16 protein-coding genes are annotated in these 15,294 nt (G+C 47.0%); 8 read left to right on the forward strand and 8 right to left on the reverse strand.

Features of this window, described 5'->3' with window-relative positions; all coding sequences use genetic code 11:
- Positions 1-189 precede the first annotated feature (189 nt).
- Positions 190-948 carry a DUF695 domain-containing protein gene (locus AC5ZC7_RS12695; protein ID WP_496161678.1) on the forward strand — a complete coding sequence of 253 codons (759 nt, stop codon included), beginning with the start codon at positions 190-192 and terminating at the stop codon, positions 946-948.
- 79 nt (positions 949-1,027) lie between these two features.
- Here AC5ZC7_RS12695 and AC5ZC7_RS12700 read toward each other — a convergent pair whose 3' ends face one another.
- Complete coding sequence (locus AC5ZC7_RS12700; RefSeq protein ID WP_496161679.1) at positions 1,028-1,189, reverse strand: DUF1328 family protein; 162 nt, start codon at positions 1,187-1,189, stop codon at positions 1,028-1,030.
- A 287-nt stretch (positions 1,190-1,476) separates the two neighbouring features.
- On the opposite strand from AC5ZC7_RS12700, the gene AC5ZC7_RS12705 reads away from it, so the two are divergent.
- Complete coding sequence (locus tag AC5ZC7_RS12705) at positions 1,477-3,351, forward strand: hypothetical protein (RefSeq protein ID WP_496161680.1); 1,875 nt, start codon at positions 1,477-1,479, stop codon at positions 3,349-3,351.
- Positions 3,352-3,390: 39 nt separating this feature from the next.
- Positions 3,391-4,455, forward strand: a complete 1,065-nt coding sequence (locus AC5ZC7_RS12710) for a nitronate monooxygenase (RefSeq protein WP_496161681.1) — start codon at positions 3,391-3,393, stop codon at positions 4,453-4,455.
- On the opposite strand, the gene AC5ZC7_RS12715 is transcribed toward AC5ZC7_RS12710, so the two are convergent.
- The 4 genes from AC5ZC7_RS12715 to AC5ZC7_RS12730 are packed head-to-tail and all read right to left on the reverse strand — an operon-like array spanning position 4,452 to position 9,167.
- Positions 4,452-5,003, reverse strand: a complete 552-nt coding sequence (locus AC5ZC7_RS12715) for a putative glycolipid-binding domain-containing protein (RefSeq protein WP_496161682.1) — start codon at positions 5,001-5,003, stop codon at positions 4,452-4,454. The two genes, AC5ZC7_RS12710 and AC5ZC7_RS12715, sit on opposite strands and share 4 nt — an antisense overlap.
- Positions 5,004-5,006: 3 nt before the next feature.
- A complete protein-coding gene (locus AC5ZC7_RS12720) occupies positions 5,007-7,307 on the reverse strand; it encodes an FdhF/YdeP family oxidoreductase (protein ID WP_496161683.1) in 2,301 nt (766 codons plus the stop codon).
- The gene (fdhD, locus tag AC5ZC7_RS12725) at positions 7,294-8,148 is read right to left on the reverse strand and encodes a formate dehydrogenase accessory sulfurtransferase FdhD (protein WP_496161684.1); all 855 of its coding nucleotides are present in this window, start codon (positions 8,146-8,148) and stop codon (positions 7,294-7,296) included. Before fdhD ends, AC5ZC7_RS12720 begins: the two co-directional genes overlap by 14 nt.
- Before the next feature lie 8 nt (positions 8,149-8,156).
- The gene (locus AC5ZC7_RS12730) at positions 8,157-9,167 is read right to left on the reverse strand and encodes a zinc-binding dehydrogenase (RefSeq protein WP_496161685.1); all 1,011 of its coding nucleotides are present in this window, start codon (positions 9,165-9,167) and stop codon (positions 8,157-8,159) included.
- A gap of 146 nt (positions 9,168-9,313) precedes the next feature.
- On the opposite strand from AC5ZC7_RS12730, the gene ypfJ reads away from it, so the two are divergent.
- Complete coding sequence (gene ypfJ / locus AC5ZC7_RS12735; protein WP_496161686.1) at positions 9,314-10,177, forward strand: KPN_02809 family neutral zinc metallopeptidase; 864 nt, start codon at positions 9,314-9,316, stop codon at positions 10,175-10,177.
- A 211-nt stretch (positions 10,178-10,388) separates the two neighbouring features.
- Here the strand turns inward: ypfJ and pncB are convergent, their stop codons facing one another.
- Positions 10,389-11,555: a nicotinate phosphoribosyltransferase gene (gene pncB / locus AC5ZC7_RS12740; RefSeq protein ID WP_496161687.1), complete on the reverse strand. Its 1,167-nt coding sequence runs from the start codon at positions 11,553-11,555 to the stop codon at positions 10,389-10,391.
- 63 nt (positions 11,556-11,618) lie between these two features.
- Here pncB and AC5ZC7_RS12745 point away from each other — a divergent pair, with 63 nt between their 5' ends.
- A complete protein-coding gene (locus AC5ZC7_RS12745; RefSeq protein ID WP_496161688.1) occupies positions 11,619-12,014 on the forward strand; it encodes a GRAM domain-containing protein in 396 nt (131 codons plus the stop codon).
- A 4-nt stretch (positions 12,015-12,018) separates the two neighbouring features.
- On the opposite strand, the gene AC5ZC7_RS12750 is transcribed toward AC5ZC7_RS12745, so the two are convergent.
- The gene (locus AC5ZC7_RS12750) at positions 12,019-12,849 is read right to left on the reverse strand and encodes an ion transporter (protein WP_496161689.1); all 831 of its coding nucleotides are present in this window, start codon (positions 12,847-12,849) and stop codon (positions 12,019-12,021) included.
- A 124-nt stretch (positions 12,850-12,973) separates the two neighbouring features.
- Here AC5ZC7_RS12750 and AC5ZC7_RS12755 point away from each other — a divergent pair, with 124 nt between their 5' ends.
- The 3 genes from AC5ZC7_RS12755 to AC5ZC7_RS12765 are packed head-to-tail and all read left to right on the forward strand — an operon-like array spanning position 12,974 to position 14,553.
- Positions 12,974-13,426, forward strand: coding sequence for a MarR family transcriptional regulator (locus tag AC5ZC7_RS12755; protein WP_496161690.1), 453 nt, complete (start codon positions 12,974-12,976; stop codon positions 13,424-13,426).
- Between the two features lie 28 nt (positions 13,427-13,454).
- Positions 13,455-13,898 (forward strand): DinB family protein, encoded by a 444-nt coding sequence (locus AC5ZC7_RS12760; protein ID WP_496161691.1) that lies wholly within the window; start codon positions 13,455-13,457, stop codon positions 13,896-13,898.
- A gap of 7 nt (positions 13,899-13,905) precedes the next feature.
- Positions 13,906-14,553 carry a phosphatase PAP2 family protein gene (locus AC5ZC7_RS12765; RefSeq protein ID WP_496161692.1) on the forward strand — a complete coding sequence of 216 codons (648 nt, stop codon included), beginning with the start codon at positions 13,906-13,908 and terminating at the stop codon, positions 14,551-14,553.
- Here the strand turns inward: AC5ZC7_RS12765 and AC5ZC7_RS12770 are convergent.
- Positions 14,542-15,063, reverse strand: a complete 522-nt coding sequence (locus tag AC5ZC7_RS12770; protein WP_496161693.1) for a hypothetical protein — start codon at positions 15,061-15,063, stop codon at positions 14,542-14,544. The two genes, AC5ZC7_RS12765 and AC5ZC7_RS12770, sit on opposite strands and share 12 nt — an antisense overlap.
- Between the last annotated feature and the right edge of the window lie 231 nt (positions 15,064-15,294).

A 15,294-nucleotide genomic window follows, 5' to 3' on the forward strand; every position in this document is an offset into this window, starting at 1 on the left:
GAAAAAATACCCAACTGTTAATTAGTGTTAAGCCAGGTGTATATCCGGTGTAATCGTATGGCGTCCAATATGAAGCATACGTTAAATTTTGTGGATAAAAAAGAGGGCAATACAAGTTTATCGTTTCCATTGTATTGGAGAGCAACGTATCTTTACAGCCCGCTGTTGCGTTATTTTAATTTTTTTTATATGCATAAGGATTACCGACCGGACTGGGATATTTATACGTGTCATATTGAAGAAAGTCCAGCAGTAATAGGCCTTGACCTTGATCTGAGACGATTTGCGCCATTAAAGGAAAAGCCGAATGCCATATATATAACCGTATATCTGAACCATCCACGTGAAGACGGATTTCCGCAAAACGATGAATTTGCCATCATGGGTGAAATTGAGGATAGTTTGGTAGAGCAGTTACAAACTAAACTGGATGCGCATTTTGTTGGCCGTACTTTTTCCAATGGTGTACGCGATTTTTACTTCTATGCAGGCACTACTTTGCTGCATGATAAATTCATTGCAGATGCCATGATTAATTTCCCTGATTATCGCTACGACTATGGCGTGAAAGAGGATAATAACTGGGAATTGTATTTCGATTACCTCTTTCCTGACGTATATGAATTTCAGCGTATACAAAACAGGAAAGTTTTACGCATGCTGCAACAGCATGGTGATGTTTCCGAGAAAGAACGTCCAATTGAGCACTGGATCCACTTCAGAACAGAAGAAGACAAGGTGGCTTATTGGGAACATATTAAAGAAAATGGCTTTACACTAGCCAGAGAAGATAAAACCGATAACCCGGAATTCCCGTTTAAACTTTGTATTTCCCGCTCAGACAAAGCCAGCGAATCTATTATAGACAGTGTGGTAATGAGTCTCTGGGAACTGGCTCAGCAGGTAAATGCGGAGTATGACGGTTGGGAAACCAGTATCGTTAAATAGCTTTTAGCAGTTGGCTGGTAGCTTTTAGTAAATGCAGCGAAGACCAACATTACTTGTTCTTCGCTGCATTTGTTAAAAGCTATTTTCGCAATAGGCCTGACAGCAATGATATCGCAAATAATATCAGGAAAATAAAGAACAATATTTTCGCGATACCAGCGGCGCTTGCTGCAATTCCCCCGAATCCGAAAACAGCAGCAATAATAGCTACTATAAAAAAGATAAGTGCCCAACGTAACATAAGCAATGCTTTTAAGGTGAACAATGCATCTCTGGAACAACTTTAACTAAAAGCTAACAGTTGATAGCCAGGCTGTTTGTAACATTCCTGCTGGTTATTCGTTCAATTAGCATTCCAGTTTTATTCATTCCCTCCACCTTTGCTAAAAGCCAATTGCTAACGGTTAAAAGCGATTGTACAATAATTGCTGTAGTTGCAATTCCATTTTTTTTCGATATAATTGTTGCCTGCTGCTAGCCTTGATGAACGATTTAAAAATATGGCCTACAATAACTGTCTTATGCTGGTTGATTAGCCTGCATTGTCCTGCGTTTGTATACGCCAGAGGACAGCAGTTCCCGCACACGGGAGATACCATCCCACATAAGACCAGCGGAGGCTTGTTTAAAAAGATCGGCGAATACCGCGACTCTATCCGTAATAAAGAGTATCGCCAAACCCTCATTAAACGGATTACCAAACAGGACGAACCTGTTCGTTCCAATGACAATGATAGCACTATCATTAAAAGTGAGGCATATTTTACCCCTTTTGCGGGCAAAGTGATCAGAAATATCTACTATAGGAAGGTGAAGGTGTTTGGTCCCAGCAACATCAATGATACCACCTTCTCTTCCAACATGAAATTAATCCGCCTGGCCAACCGCCTGCATTATGACTCCAGGGAGTGGGTCATCCGGCAATCCTTGTTTTTTAGGGAGAACCAGGTACTGGATCCTTTTGAAATGGCAGATAATGAGCGTTACCTCCGTAACCGGCCATTTATACAGGATGCCCGGTTGTACGTGCGAAATATGAGTGGTGATTCACTGGATGTGGAGGTGGTGACCAAAGACCTCTTTGAATACGGTGTAGACTTGTCGCAGTTCAGTGCCACCGACATCCGGGCCAGCGTATCCAACAATGATTTGTTTGGCGCCGGCCAGGGGCTTAAAGTGGGTATGCAGTGGCGATCGGACTTTTCTCCAACCTGGAATACCGAGGTACGCTACACCAAGTATAATGTGTTTGGGTCGTTCATTGACATGAGCCTGGGCTATACCACCCTGAATAACTATGCACAACTGGATACCAATGCTTTTGAAGGCGCCGTTTTTATCAACTTCAACCGGCCGCTGTATCGCAACGCCGCCAAGCTGGTAGGAGGACTGGCTTTGTCTAAAAACTGGTCGATCAATATCAAAGGGGCCTTGCCCGCACCTGGTGATACCGCCTTCCGGGAGTATAATTACTCCATCATAGATGGTTGGATTGGTTATAACTTTATCAATAACTATAAGCACGACGGCACCATAGGGAGGAAGCCCAATTTTGCCGTGCTGGCCAGGCACTATAACCTATCCTTCCAGCGAAAGCCGGACCAGGAGCGGTATAAAGATGATCCTATCTACAACAACCATCGGCTGTACCTGCTGGAGTTACAGGCCTACCGGATTGATTATTTCAAAGCCCACTACTTCTTTGGTTTCGGCAGAACCGAAGATATTCCGCTGGGCTACAACTTCAGTGCCACCAGTGGATGGGAAAGCTGGAAAGGCCGCCGCCGGCTGTATACAGGGGTGGAAGCCCAGAAATTCTGGATTACCCGGCAACAGGGACTTTTCAATACCACCATTGGCCTGGGGACCTACTGGCTGAGATCAGCCACAGAAGATGCCGTTATGCACGCGAGGGTGGAATATTACAGTCGCCTGATCAATCTGCGTAAAGCCCGGTTCCGCCAGTTTTTCAATGCAGACTACCTCAATAGTCCTAATCCATTTTTTAATAAGCCGCTTAACGTGAATATGGAATACGGCATATGGGGTTACAAGAACACGAAGCTGAATGGTTTTCAGCGTTTGAACCTCGGATCGGAAACGGTATATTATAGTCCGCTTAAGTTGCTTGGCTTTAAGTTTAACTTCTTTACTTCCCTGCAGGCATCCATGATCACCAACAATAACGATGACCTGTTACGTAATCCCATGTACCTGGGTGTTGGCGGTGGTTTCCGGGTACGTAATGAAAACCTTTCGTTGAATACCATTAAAGTATCTGGTTATTATTACCCCAATGCACCGGCACCTATGAAGAAGTTAATGCTGGAAATTACAACCATCGTGGATTTCCGGTTCGATGTTTCTGCCCTGCGTGCGCCTTCGGTGCTGAGTTTCCGGTAAGCGAAACTTCCGTATTTTTATTGTACTAAATTGTTGGTCATGGAATGGAAGAATGAATTTACCCGTACACTGGGTATCGCTTATCCGTTAATACAGGCGCCGATGTTAGGAATTACTACGCCTGCCATGGTAGCGGCAGTGAGTAACGGCGGAGGACTGGGTTCTTTACCAGTGGGAGGACTACCGCCTGAAAAAGTAACTGCATTGATCCGCGAGGTGAAAGCATTGACACAACAGCCTTTTGCTGTGAACCTGTTTACCTACGAGCCACCTCTCCAACCAGATCGCAAAACATTTGATGACATGCAGGAATTACTGCAATCCCTTTATACGGCTAATGGAATTACTGCAACACCGGTGAATTTTGATGATATCTCCGTTTACTCGTGGCGCGACCAGCTACCAGCGGTTATTGCTGCCGGGGTTAAATACGTGAGCTTCACATTTGGTATGCCGGATGCGGCAGGGTTTGCGTTGCTGAAAGCGCATAACGTCTGGCTGATGGGAACAGCTACCAGTGTGGAAGAGGCGGAAGTTCTGAAAACGGCAGGTGTAGATGCCATCATTGCGCAAGGGGTAGAAGCTGGTGGGCACCGTGGTTCTTTCCTGCCCGGTGAACTGCCTGAAATAGGCACCATGGCATTGTTGCCACAAGTGGTGGATCGTGTGCGCATTCCCGTTATTGCAGCAGGTGGTATTATGGATGGGAGGGGGGTAGCGGCTGCAAAAATGCTGGGTGCCAGCGCAGTACAAACAGGCAGTATTTACCTGCGTGCGCATGAAAGTGCAGCTACAGCTGCACATAAAGCAGTACTGGCAGGTATAACGGATACGGATACACTGCTTACCCGTGCTTTCACTGGTCGTTGGGCGAGAGGTGTTCGTAATACGTTGATCACGGCAGTAGAAGCATCAGGGTTGCCGGTGAGTGAATATCCCTATCAGAACGCACTCACACAGCCTGTCCGCAAGGTCGCTAAAGAGCTGGATAATCCTGCGTTTATTGCCATGTGGGCCGGACAGGCAGCAGGTAAAGCCAGGGCCTGGAGTACCGCAGATATTTTTGCAGAACTGGTGCGTGAAACGGCGCAGTTGTTAGCCTAATAATAAATGCGCCGGAAGATACCCGGGTAGTCTTTCACGAGGCTGTTCTCATCAAAAGGGATCACCGCTGTGAAATCAGTGGAGACATTATCATAATGGTATTCGTGTGCGCTAAGTTTGGTATAGCGTTGCTGTACTTTCTGTAATTCGAAATCAGGTAAATTGATATAGAGCATATCCAGTACCTTGCTTTCGTTGGGTTCAAACGACAACCGCCTTACTGGTAAGGTATTGGTAAAGGGCGTCAGCGAAATATCGATATCCACGCAATTATCAAAAGCCTCAATGTGGTTATTGTCTTTATCAAACCAATGTCCGTGCAGGTCAGACGTTAGCCGTAGTTCTGTTGGTGCAACACCCTGTTGCCGTATGTGAAAAGAAGATACCTGCCAGCCGGGTGTGATCGCTATTTCGTAGTGGATACAAAAAGGAGTGGTGGCTTTTACACCATTGATACAGCCGTTAGCCAGCCACCCATGTGCATTTTCTGCCAGGGTGAAATACTCTGTTGACGTCCATTTTTCTGCCTGCCATATGATTGGTTTCATGTGCTATTGTTTTATCGTCGAAGGTTTTATTTTAATGATGACCAGTTTGGAGGTAGGCGTATTGCTTTTGTCCGCTACGCTGTCTACCGGCACCAATACATTGGTTTCGGGGAAATAGGTGGCCGTACACTTTTCCGGGATAGAAAAGGATACAATAATGAAGCCTTCCGCTACCCGCTCCGTTTGCCCGTGATAGTTATATAAATCCACGATATCGCCAGGGTGAAAGCCCGCTGCAGCTATATCTGCGGGGTTCATAAATATCACTCTTCTTTCGTGGTATACGCCGCGATAGCGATCATCTAATCCATAAATAGTAGTATTGAACTGGTCGTGACTACGGATCGTCATCATCATATATTCGTCGATGGCCAGCGGTGTGCTGGTGACCGATGCTACGTGGAAATTGGCTTTGCCGGTAAGGGTATTGAATTGGCCTTTCCTGGCGCCATTGGGCAGATAAAATCCGCCGGGGTGCCTGACTCTTTTATTGTAATCGTCGAAACCAGGAATTACTTTTTCGATGGCATCCCGTATGTGGTCATAATGTAACGCGTAGGTCGTCCAGGGAACACGGGAGGCTTCTCCCAGCAAGGTAGCAGCCAGTTCGCAGACGATGGCCGGCTCACTTTTCAACTGGGTGGATACCGGTTCCAGGTTGCCTTTCGACATCTGTACCACCCCCATAGAATTTTCGCAGGTCACAAACTGTTGTTCGTTTTGTTGTAGGTCTTTATCGCTGCGTCCCAGGCAGGGCAGGATGAGGGCTTCTTTGCCGTGTACTACATGGCTCCGGTTTAACTTGGTAGATATGTGTACGGTCAGGTCGCAATTACGTAATGCCTGCGCGGTATAGCGTGTATCTGGTGTGGCCGACAGGAAGTTTCCTCCCATCGCTATAAATACTTTTGCCTGGTGATGATACATGGCCCTGATGGCATTAACTACATCATAGCCATGTGCAGTAGGCGGTTGAAAGCCATATACTGTATTTATTTTTTGCAGGAAAGCGGGGGAGGGTTTTTCATAGATGCCCATGGTCCGGTCGCCCTGTACATTGCTGTGGCCGCGTACGGGACAGGTACCTGCGCCGGGCTTGCCGATACTGCCTTTCAGTAGTAACAGGTTTACCACTTCCCGGATCGTGGCTACGGCGTTTTTATGCTGGGTGAGTCCCATGGCCCAGCAGGCAATGATTTTCTTTTTATGGAACAGTGCCTGGGCAGCCTGTTGTATTAACTCAGGCGCTACACCTGTGTCGGCCATTAATTGTGCCAGCGACTGTGTTTTGAGATGAGCAATATAATCGCTGTATCCTTGTGTGTTGGCGGCAATAAAGTCCTGGTCAAAAACGGTACCCGGCGCTTTTTCTTCTTCCTGCAACAGTAATATCGACAAGGCTTTTAGCAGGGCCATGTCTCCATTAATTTTTACCTGCAGGAATATATCGGTGAGATGTGCTTTTATATTGAGTATCCCCTTTACGGTTTGCGGATTCAGGAAATTCAGCAAACCGGTTTCTGGTAGCGGATTCACAGAAATAATGGTAGCGCCGTTGGCTTTAGCCTTCTGCAGGGCCGTCAACATGCGGGGATGATTGGTACCTGGATTTTGTCCGAGGATAAGGATTACTTCCGCTTCATGCACATCATCCAAAGTCACAGATCCTTTTCCTATACCCAATGATTCCCCTAAGGCCACGCCGCTGGATTCATGGCACATGTTCGAACAATCCGGAAGGTTATTCGTACCATATTCCCTGACCATCAGCTGATACAGGAAAGCGGCTTCGTTACTGGTTCTCCCGGAAGTATAAAAAATGGCTTCATTCGGGGATGACAGTTGTTGAAGGTGCCGGGCTATGAGCTGGTAGGCATTTTCCCAGGAGATGGGTGCATAGTGGGTGGCATCCGGCGCTAAGTACATGGGCTGGGCAATCCGGCCTTTTTTACCTATCTCATAATCCGTCAACGCTCCCAGCGCAGCCATGCTATGTTGTGCGAAAAATTCCGGGGTCAGTTTTTTGGTAGTAGCTTCTTCTGCTATTGCTTTGGCGCCGTTTTCACAGTATTCCGCGATGCCGGATCTTTCGTCGTCAGGATCGGGCCAGGCGCAGCCGGGGCAGTCGAACCCTTTTTTCTGATTCAGCATCAGCAGGGCTTTCATTCCACGAATGGCATTCATTTCTTCGAGGATGTGCCGCATGCTGGATACCACGGCGGGAAAGCCGGCAGCCACCGTTTTGGGAGGTCCCAGTTTAATGCCGGTAAACCGGACCGGATTTTCTGCACTATCCTTGATCATGGGTGATACTATTTTCTTCAAAAATAATGCGTTCCGGGTTACTATAAATATTGAATCGCTGTTCTTTTAAAAAGCCCAGCAAGGTGATATTCCATTGTGTGGCCATTTTTACTGCCATGCTGGAGGGCGCGCCAATGGCCGCTATGACAGGGATACCTGCAGTAGCAGCTTTTTGTATCAGCTCAAACCCTGCGCGTCCACTTAATAGCAACAAGTGGTTTTTTAGGGGCAACCATTGTTGTGCCAATGCAGCGCCGATGATTTTATCTACGGCATTGTGGCGACCAATGTCTTCCCGCAACAAAAGCAGGTTACCCTGTTGATCTACCAGGGCAGCGGCATGCAATCCGCCAGTGGTATTAAAGAGTGCTTGTTCGTGTTGCAGCAGGGATGGAAGGCGGAACAACAATCCGGAAGGAAAAAGAACAGCACTGTTATTAACGGTAACGGCTGTATGAATATCGGCGGCGCTTGTTTTACCACAAACACCGCAGGCGGCTGTTGCGGTAAAGTTGCGGGCTGCACTCCCCAGACGGGCTACTATATTAGGCTTCAGGTGTACGGTGGCCACCTGGTTGTCCTGTTCTGCCGACAGGTTAATTTCCTGGATGGCATCCTGGCTGTTGAGGATACCTTCTGTAAAGAGGAAGCCGGCAGCCAGCTCTTTATCTTCGCCAGGCGTGCGCATGGTCACGGATATATTTTGCTGCCGGCGGTTATGGGAAGGCCCATGTACCAGCCTGATTTCGAGTGGTTCTTCTGCGGCCAGGGTATCGCTGGTATCGGTAATACCGGCGGCGGCCACCTTTCTAACGCGGGTATGAACAACTGGGTTCGTCATACCCAAAATTACACTTTCACTATCATCTTACCGCTGTTTTTGCCTGAAAATAATCCCAGTAATGCAGTGGGCAATTCTTCGAATCCTTCTATTACGGTTTCTGTATATTTTATCTTGCCAGCTTTTACCCATTCGGCTAATTGTTTTACACCTTCTCCGAAGCGGGTAGCGTAATTACCGATGGTGAAGCCTTGCATCAATACGCTGCGGGTCACCATAATAGGCTGAATACGCGGGCCTACCGGTACTTCTGTTGAATTATATAATGCAATCTGGCCGCATAGTGGTACGCGGGCGAAGAAATTCAGGTGACGGATAACGGCATCGGAAATATCGCCACCTACGTTGTCGAAATAGATATCTACCCCGCTGGGACAGGCTGCCGCAACGGCGGCATCTATATTGGGATTGCCTTTATAGTCAATAGCGGCATCAAAATTAAAGCTATCGGTAAGCAGCTTTACTTTTTCTGCGCCGCCGGCAATACCTACAGCACGGCATCCCATGATTTTGGCAATTTGTCCTACTATAATCCCAACTGCACCTGCAGCGCCGGATACTACCACGGTTTCGCCAGCTTTGGGTTTACCTATGTCCATCATGCCGAAATAGGCAGTAAGACCAGGAACACCTAACAGGCCAAGGTAGTAGGTAGGAGGAATGCTGCTGTCTGTTTTCCGGAGATGGCCGGCCGGAAAGATGGCGGCGGTAGCCCAGGGTAGGAAAGGTCTTGGTCCGCCACTCAGGACGATTTCTCCTGGTGTAAACTGAGCGTCCTGGCTCTCTATTACTTCCGCCACACCGGCGCTTTCAATAGGTTCACCCACCTGGAACGGCGGAATATAGGAACGGGCATCGTTCATACGGCCACGCATATACGGATCTACAGAAAAATAGAGTGGCTTTACCAATACTTCGCCGGGCATCAGCTGGGGAAGTGTTGTTTCTACCGTTTTAAAAGTGTTGGCGGTAGGCATTCCCTGGGGGCGGGCAGCCAGCAGGATCTGTTTTATTTTCATATGAGGTGTAGTTTATGCGTGAAAAGACAATGATAGTTAACAGGCGGCAAAATGCTTTTGTTTAGAAACGGGAAAAGTGGGTGAATACATATGAAAAATGTACATTCGGGGTAAGAAACTTCACCATTTAAATTTAAAATCTACTTATGCGTCTTGATGATGAAGAAATGAGCGAAAACGTCGAGAAACGTACCGGCGGTGGTATGCGTACCGTTGGTATTGGCGGCGGGATCGGCGGTATTATCATTATAGTACTAGCCCTGCTCTTTAAACAGGACCCACAACAGGTAATGCAGGCGGTGCAACAAGTGCAGGGGCCTGGCCAGTCGGGTGAGAAATCCGAAAAGCTGACCAGCCAAAATGCGAGTCCTTTTGAGGCAATGTCGGCGAAGGTACTTAACAGTACTGACCGGGTATGGAAACAAGAGTTCCAGCAAAGGAACAAAACTTACGAAACGCCCCGGATGGTATTGTTTGATAAAGGTACTGAATCCGGTTGTGGTATGGCAGAATCAGCGATGGGGCCCTTTTATTGCCCGGCAGATCACCGGGTATACCTGGATGTTTCCTTTTTCGGAGAATTGGAGCAACAGTTTGGCGTGAAAGGCGACTTTTCCAAAGCTTACGTAATTGCGCATGAAGTAGGTCATCACGTGCAAAATCTGCTCGGCATTAGTGATCGTATGCAGGCAATGCGTTCCCGCTTGAGTGAAAAAGAATATAACAAATTATCCGTGATGCTGGAACTGCAGGCCGATTTCCTGGCCGGCGTATGGGCGTATAGAGCCAATCAGATCAGGCCTTTCCTGGATCCGGGTGATATTGAGTCCGGATTAAATGCCGCCAGCGCTGTTGGTGATGACCGCCTGCAAAAGGCGGCCACCGGGCAGGTAGTACCGGATGCCTTTACACACGGTACCTCCGAGCAAAGGATGTACTGGTTCAAAAAAGGCTTTCAATCCGGTGATGTGAAGCAGGGAGATACAGGGATTGGACTGGGGAGTTGGTAAAGACCGGAGCGGATTTCGTCTTTGTACAGGATTAAACTGATTATACTGATTTTCCCGATTTTTATTTTAAAAATTTTGGAAGATAGATAGCATTAGGGGAGATAGATGGGCAACATGCTCATCTGTCTCCCCTAATCTTTTTAATCCAAAAAACTATAATCAGTATAATCAGTTTAATCCTATATAAAGACAAAATCCGCTATAATAGCTCTTATGCTAACAACATTTCCTTCGCCAGTTCTATCATTTTTTCATCTCCGGTATATTTTCCACTTACATCAGAAAGCTTTACCACCGGTGTCCACCTGGGCGCATCTTCCGGCAGGGCCTCGTACATTTTAATCACGATATTGAGGGCAGGTAGCCCCACATCATTAGTGAAATTGGTGCCAATACCGAACGACATGCCTATTTTACCACGACAGTAGGCCGCGATATTGGCTACTTTATCATAGTCCAGTCCATCGGAGAAAATAATTGTTTTACTGAGGGGGTCTACGCTTTTCCCTTTATAATGTGTGATGGTACGGTCAGCAAAGAGAATGGGATCGCCGCTGTCGTGCCGTACGCCATCAAACAGTTTAGCGAATTTTTTGTCGAACTGTTCAAAGAACACAGGTGTGGTATAGGTGTCAGACAACGCAATCCCAAGGTCGCCGCGATATACCTGTACCCAGTTTTCCAGTCCCAGCATATTCGCCATTTTAAAGCCGTATTTGGCGGCATGGAACATGAACCATTCATGGGCATGGGTGCCTACGGGCTTTACGCCGTTTTGCATAGAGAGGTGTACATTACTGCTGCCAATAAAACATCCCGTTCCATAATCTTTCAGGGTTTTCACTACCAGCCGGTGCACTGCCAGGGAATGCCTGCGGCGGGTGCCAAAGTCGGCGATGGTGATGGCCATTTGCTTATAGCGCTCAATTTTCTCCCGGGTAATCCGGATTACTTCGTCATCTGTTACCCGTTGCTGACCGGTAAGCTGGTAATAGAGCTCGCAGATGAGCGACATCAGCGGCACTTCCCACAAAATAGTGCGGTACCAGTAGCCTTCAGCATGTACCTCCAGTTGATCTCCTTTTTGTGTAATCTGTACTTCTGCCGGGTTGTAATGGTAGCCCTGCAGGAAATCCAGGTACGTGGGATCGAGATAGGGGCAGGTAACAGCGAGGTATTGCTTTTCATCATGGGTAAGCCGGAGCTGCTGCATATCATTGACGGCGGCTTGCAACGCTTCCGCAAAACCCGGTGGGAAAGAGTGGTGCCCACGATTGATGAAAGTATAGCGGGCACGGGCTTTAGGGAACAATTTGATCACGCCATGCTGCATCGTGAATTTGTAGAAGTCGTTGTCCAGGATGGATGTAAGGATCATTTATTTGCTATTTAGATTCACAATATTGTTATATTTTCGCGGCTGACCATATTGTTAGTTACCATGAAGAGTATTAAAGTAAAGTGGCCCCTTAACCCACAGGAAACTGTTCTGTACAAAGTGAATGCAGTTTATCTTAAGAACGCGTGGCAGGCCAAACAAGGTGCCATTTGCCTCACGAACGAAAGAATTGTATTTGAAAACAGACCGATGTTGATGATCTTTGCATTTGGACTTATCGGCTGGTTGCTCACCCGCAACAAAAAGGCCCTTGAATTCCCATTATCGGATATTACTAACTTCCAAAGAGGTAAACAGGGATTCAACAAGAAAGTTGCTGAATTTGAACTGATCGACGGTAGTAAGTATCGTTTTGGCCTCACTGGTAAGTGGGAAGATTTCGACCTGGCTTACCAGAAAGCAATATTGGATGTACAACCGCTGTTTAGTGTAAAATAAGCACCTATAGCTTAGTACCACAATATTTACAGTAGTCCGCATTGGTGTCGTGACCGTCGCGCGTACAATGCGGACAAACGCTGTGATCTACCCCTTCTTTATTGTGTATCCTGCTCATTTCTACCGTCACAATACCCGTAGGCACTGCAATAATCGCATAACCCATTACCATAATGATGGCGGAAAATGTTTGTCCCAGTGGGGTGATGGGAGCGATGTCTCCATACCCCACCGTTGTTAATGTTACCACTGCCCAGTATACGCTCACCGGAATGCTGGTGAAACCAGAATTATGATCAGACTCTATCACATACATAATGGCTCCCAGTACCACTGTCATTAGACCTATAAAGAAAAAGAAGATAAATATTTTCCGTTGACTTTTTTGCAGGGCCAGCGATAATTGTTTACTTTCATTCAGGAAGGGCACCAGTTTAAAGATCCTGAAAATACGCATCAGTCGCAGGATACGGATGGTGAGCAGGAAATGCGCGCCGCCGTAAAAAGCTTCCACATAAGTAGGCAATATACAAAGTAAATCCACGATGCCATAGAAGCTCCGGAAGTAGGCTTTTGGGCGATAGCTGCACCATATCCGAAAGAGGTATTCTACGGTGAAGATGCCGGTGAACATCCATTCCAGTAAGCGAAAAAAATCCCCATATTTTTGCTGTAAGGATGCTACGCTTTCCATCATTACGATGACCACACTAGCGAGAATGACAATGAGCAGGATGATATCAAATGCTTTCCCGGCAGGTGTATCCGCCTCAAAGATGATGCGGTGCCATTTTTCCCGGAAGGGGCTGAGTGGTGGTGGAGATTGATTAGTCATCCTGCTGAGTTATAATATTTAAACAAAAAGGCATTATTTATGTTTAGTGAAAATCGTTATGTGAACAATTAGCGGCAGGTGCAACTGTTTTTCATCCGCCCGGGTTAAATCCTACAACTAACTTATGACCAAATCTGACATCAGCGCAAAATTGCGACTGAACATTGCCAGCGCAATTATTAGAACGCATACTGCTTACCGGCTGCGGCTATTGAATGTTTTTATGAAAGCCGGCCTGGATATCACACCAGACATGTACTTTATTCTGCGTTATCTCTGGGGCGTGGAGGATGGCTGCCGGCAGCAGGAACTGGCCGACAAAACGGGCAAAGATAAAGCCAGTCTCACCAAGCTGCTGGATAACCTGGAGAAGCGGCACCTGGTAAAACGTATCACTGATGAAGCCGACCGGCGGAGTAAACGGATCTGGCTCACCGGCACCGGGCGAAAACTGAAAGAAAAAGTATACCCGTTGGCGTTATCTGTGGTAGAGATGGCGGAACGGGGCATTTCCCGGCAAGAACTGCAACAGGCACAAGGCGTATTAGAATCTGTTTACAATAATATTAAGCGATGATCCGCGTCACTTTCCCTATCTTTAGCCTATGCTTACGGGGATATTAATCAACTTATTTGAGCGGGATCTCAGCAAACTGGAACAGGAGATCGCCGCGTACGAGAGCGGGGAAGCCATCTGGCGGGTAGCGCCGGGCATTACCAATTCCGCCGGGAATTTATGTCTGCACCTTTGTGGTAACCTGCAACATTTTGTAGGCGCTATCCTCGGAAAAACGGGATATGTGCGCAACAGGGAGCTGGAGTTCAGCGCCCGGAATGTACCTACGGAAGACTTGCTGGTGCTGGTGGCCAGTACACGCCGTACAGTCCTGTCCGTTATAGCCGGTTTAACAGCGGAAGACCTGGAGCACACTTACCCGGAGAAGGTTTTTAACGATACCATGGCTACCGGGCATTTTCTCGTACACCTGAGTACACATTTGAATTATCATCTCGGCCAGATTAATTATCATCGCCGTTTAACCCGGTAGTTATTTCATGAATACCTTTCTGCAGCGTTTTGTTGGCGTATACCAGCAGCTGAAATATTTTATCTGGCCGTATGTCATCATTGTAGGGTCGGCACTGTTGATCCGGTTGCTGCTGAGTAGTCGTACCGGCATTTATTTTTTTATTAATGGATTACATACGCCGGCGGGCGACTGGTTCTTCCCCTACATCACGGAGTTGGGCAGCACCACTGTGGCGGTGTTAGTTTCCCTGCTGTTGCTATTGATTAAAAGGCGTATGGGCTTTGTAATGGGCACTGCTTACCTGTTTACTGCTACCATTAGTTTTACCCTAAAAGCGTTGGTGGCCTTTCCCCGTCCGCATCGTTATTTCTCTGAACGCCTGCACGATATCTACTTTGTGCCGGGTGTAGTGGTGCTGGATAACAACCTGAGTTTCCCATCCGGTCATAGCGTATGTGCATTTACAGCGGCCACTGTACTGGCTTATTATGCGCGTAACAAATACTGGTCGCTGCTTTACTTGTTGTTAGCCTTACTGGTGGCGTACTCCCGCATGTACATGAGCCAGCATTTCCTGGAAGATGTCAGTGCCGGGTCCTTACTGGGGGTATTTTTTTCGATGGTATGGCTTAGTTTCTTCGGTCGCCGGGAAACGCCTTTGTCAGGACAATAAATCTCTTTTTGCTTCTATTGCCTGGATCAGGGAATCCTGGTGTTGTCGCAACATGTCGTTATACAAACTGGCGGCGGTGGGGGCTTCCGGCTTCTTTTCCCGGTGCCATGCCGGCGTGGGAATATACCTTGCCCATAATATTTCATAGCCAATATAGATCTGGTATTTGCCTTCCCGTACATTATCGGTGTGGCCTAAACGACGTTCTTCTCCTGGCGCCAGGTTTTCAATCAGGCGCGCCTGATGGGTGGTTCCCATGGTGGTGGTGATGACCTGGTCAACGGCTACGGTGATGAATCTTTTATCGGAGAGGTTTTTGACACTGCGTAAATACCTGGATACGGTGAATACGCTGTTGGATACGCCCACTATTCTAACCGCCTGCATGGCGTCTTCGCCGGCAATGGGCTTGAATTTCTTTTCTTTAAAATGGGTGTTACGAAAACTTTGGGTCCTGAAATGGATATACCACATCAGGAAAAAGAGGAAAATAATTACCGGTACATACATATAATTAACAGCTTTTGAGGACGGGATTGTTGTGGCTTTTGAGCTACAGTTTTAGGCCAACAAGATTTTAATTCTCATTTTGATACTGCTAAAATAACCGGATTTAGGGATTGGACTGTAAATTTGATGTTAAAGAAAGTGAGATTATTTTACCCCTTTATAATAGTTTTTTATAAAAAGAAGTCCTATTTTTGGTCGTTAACAAATAGATCACAAATTATTTCACCGGAA

The sequence above is a fragment of the Chitinophaga sp. 9-1-y genome, assembly GCF_059511905.2.

Excerpts from the sequence above, each read along its gene's own strand:
- AC5ZC7_RS12695 (WP_496161678.1), top strand. The coding sequence starts at position 190 with ATGCATAAGGATTACCGACCGGACTGGGATATTTATACGTGTCATATT.
- AC5ZC7_RS12700 (WP_496161679.1), bottom strand. The coding sequence starts at position 1,189 with ATGTTACGTTGGGCACTTATCTTTTTTATAGTAGCTATTATTGCTGCT.
- AC5ZC7_RS12710 (WP_496161681.1), top strand. The coding sequence starts at position 3,391 with ATGGAATGGAAGAATGAATTTACCCGTACACTGGGTATCGCTTATCCG.
- AC5ZC7_RS12715 (WP_496161682.1), bottom strand. The coding sequence starts at position 5,003 with ATGAAACCAATCATATGGCAGGCAGAAAAATGGACGTCAACAGAGTAT.
- AC5ZC7_RS12720 (WP_496161683.1), bottom strand. The coding sequence starts at position 7,307 with ATGATCAAGGATAGTGCAGAAAATCCGGTCCGGTTTACCGGCATTAAA.
- fdhD (WP_496161684.1), bottom strand. The coding sequence starts at position 8,148 with ATGACGAACCCAGTTGTTCATACCCGCGTTAGAAAGGTGGCCGCCGCC.
- AC5ZC7_RS12730 (WP_496161685.1), bottom strand. The coding sequence starts at position 9,167 with ATGAAAATAAAACAGATCCTGCTGGCTGCCCGCCCCCAGGGAATGCCT.
- ypfJ (WP_496161686.1), top strand. The coding sequence starts at position 9,314 with ATGCGTCTTGATGATGAAGAAATGAGCGAAAACGTCGAGAAACGTACC.
- pncB (WP_496161687.1), bottom strand. The coding sequence starts at position 11,555 with ATGATCCTTACATCCATCCTGGACAACGACTTCTACAAATTCACGATG.
- AC5ZC7_RS12745 (WP_496161688.1), top strand. The coding sequence starts at position 11,619 with ATGAAGAGTATTAAAGTAAAGTGGCCCCTTAACCCACAGGAAACTGTT.
- AC5ZC7_RS12750 (WP_496161689.1), bottom strand. The coding sequence starts at position 12,849 with ATGACTAATCAATCTCCACCACCACTCAGCCCCTTCCGGGAAAAATGG.
- AC5ZC7_RS12755 (WP_496161690.1), top strand. The coding sequence starts at position 12,974 with ATGACCAAATCTGACATCAGCGCAAAATTGCGACTGAACATTGCCAGC.
- AC5ZC7_RS12760 (WP_496161691.1), top strand. The coding sequence starts at position 13,455 with ATGCTTACGGGGATATTAATCAACTTATTTGAGCGGGATCTCAGCAAA.
- AC5ZC7_RS12765 (WP_496161692.1), top strand. The coding sequence starts at position 13,906 with ATGAATACCTTTCTGCAGCGTTTTGTTGGCGTATACCAGCAGCTGAAA.
- AC5ZC7_RS12770 (WP_496161693.1), bottom strand. The coding sequence starts at position 15,063 with ATGTATGTACCGGTAATTATTTTCCTCTTTTTCCTGATGTGGTATATC.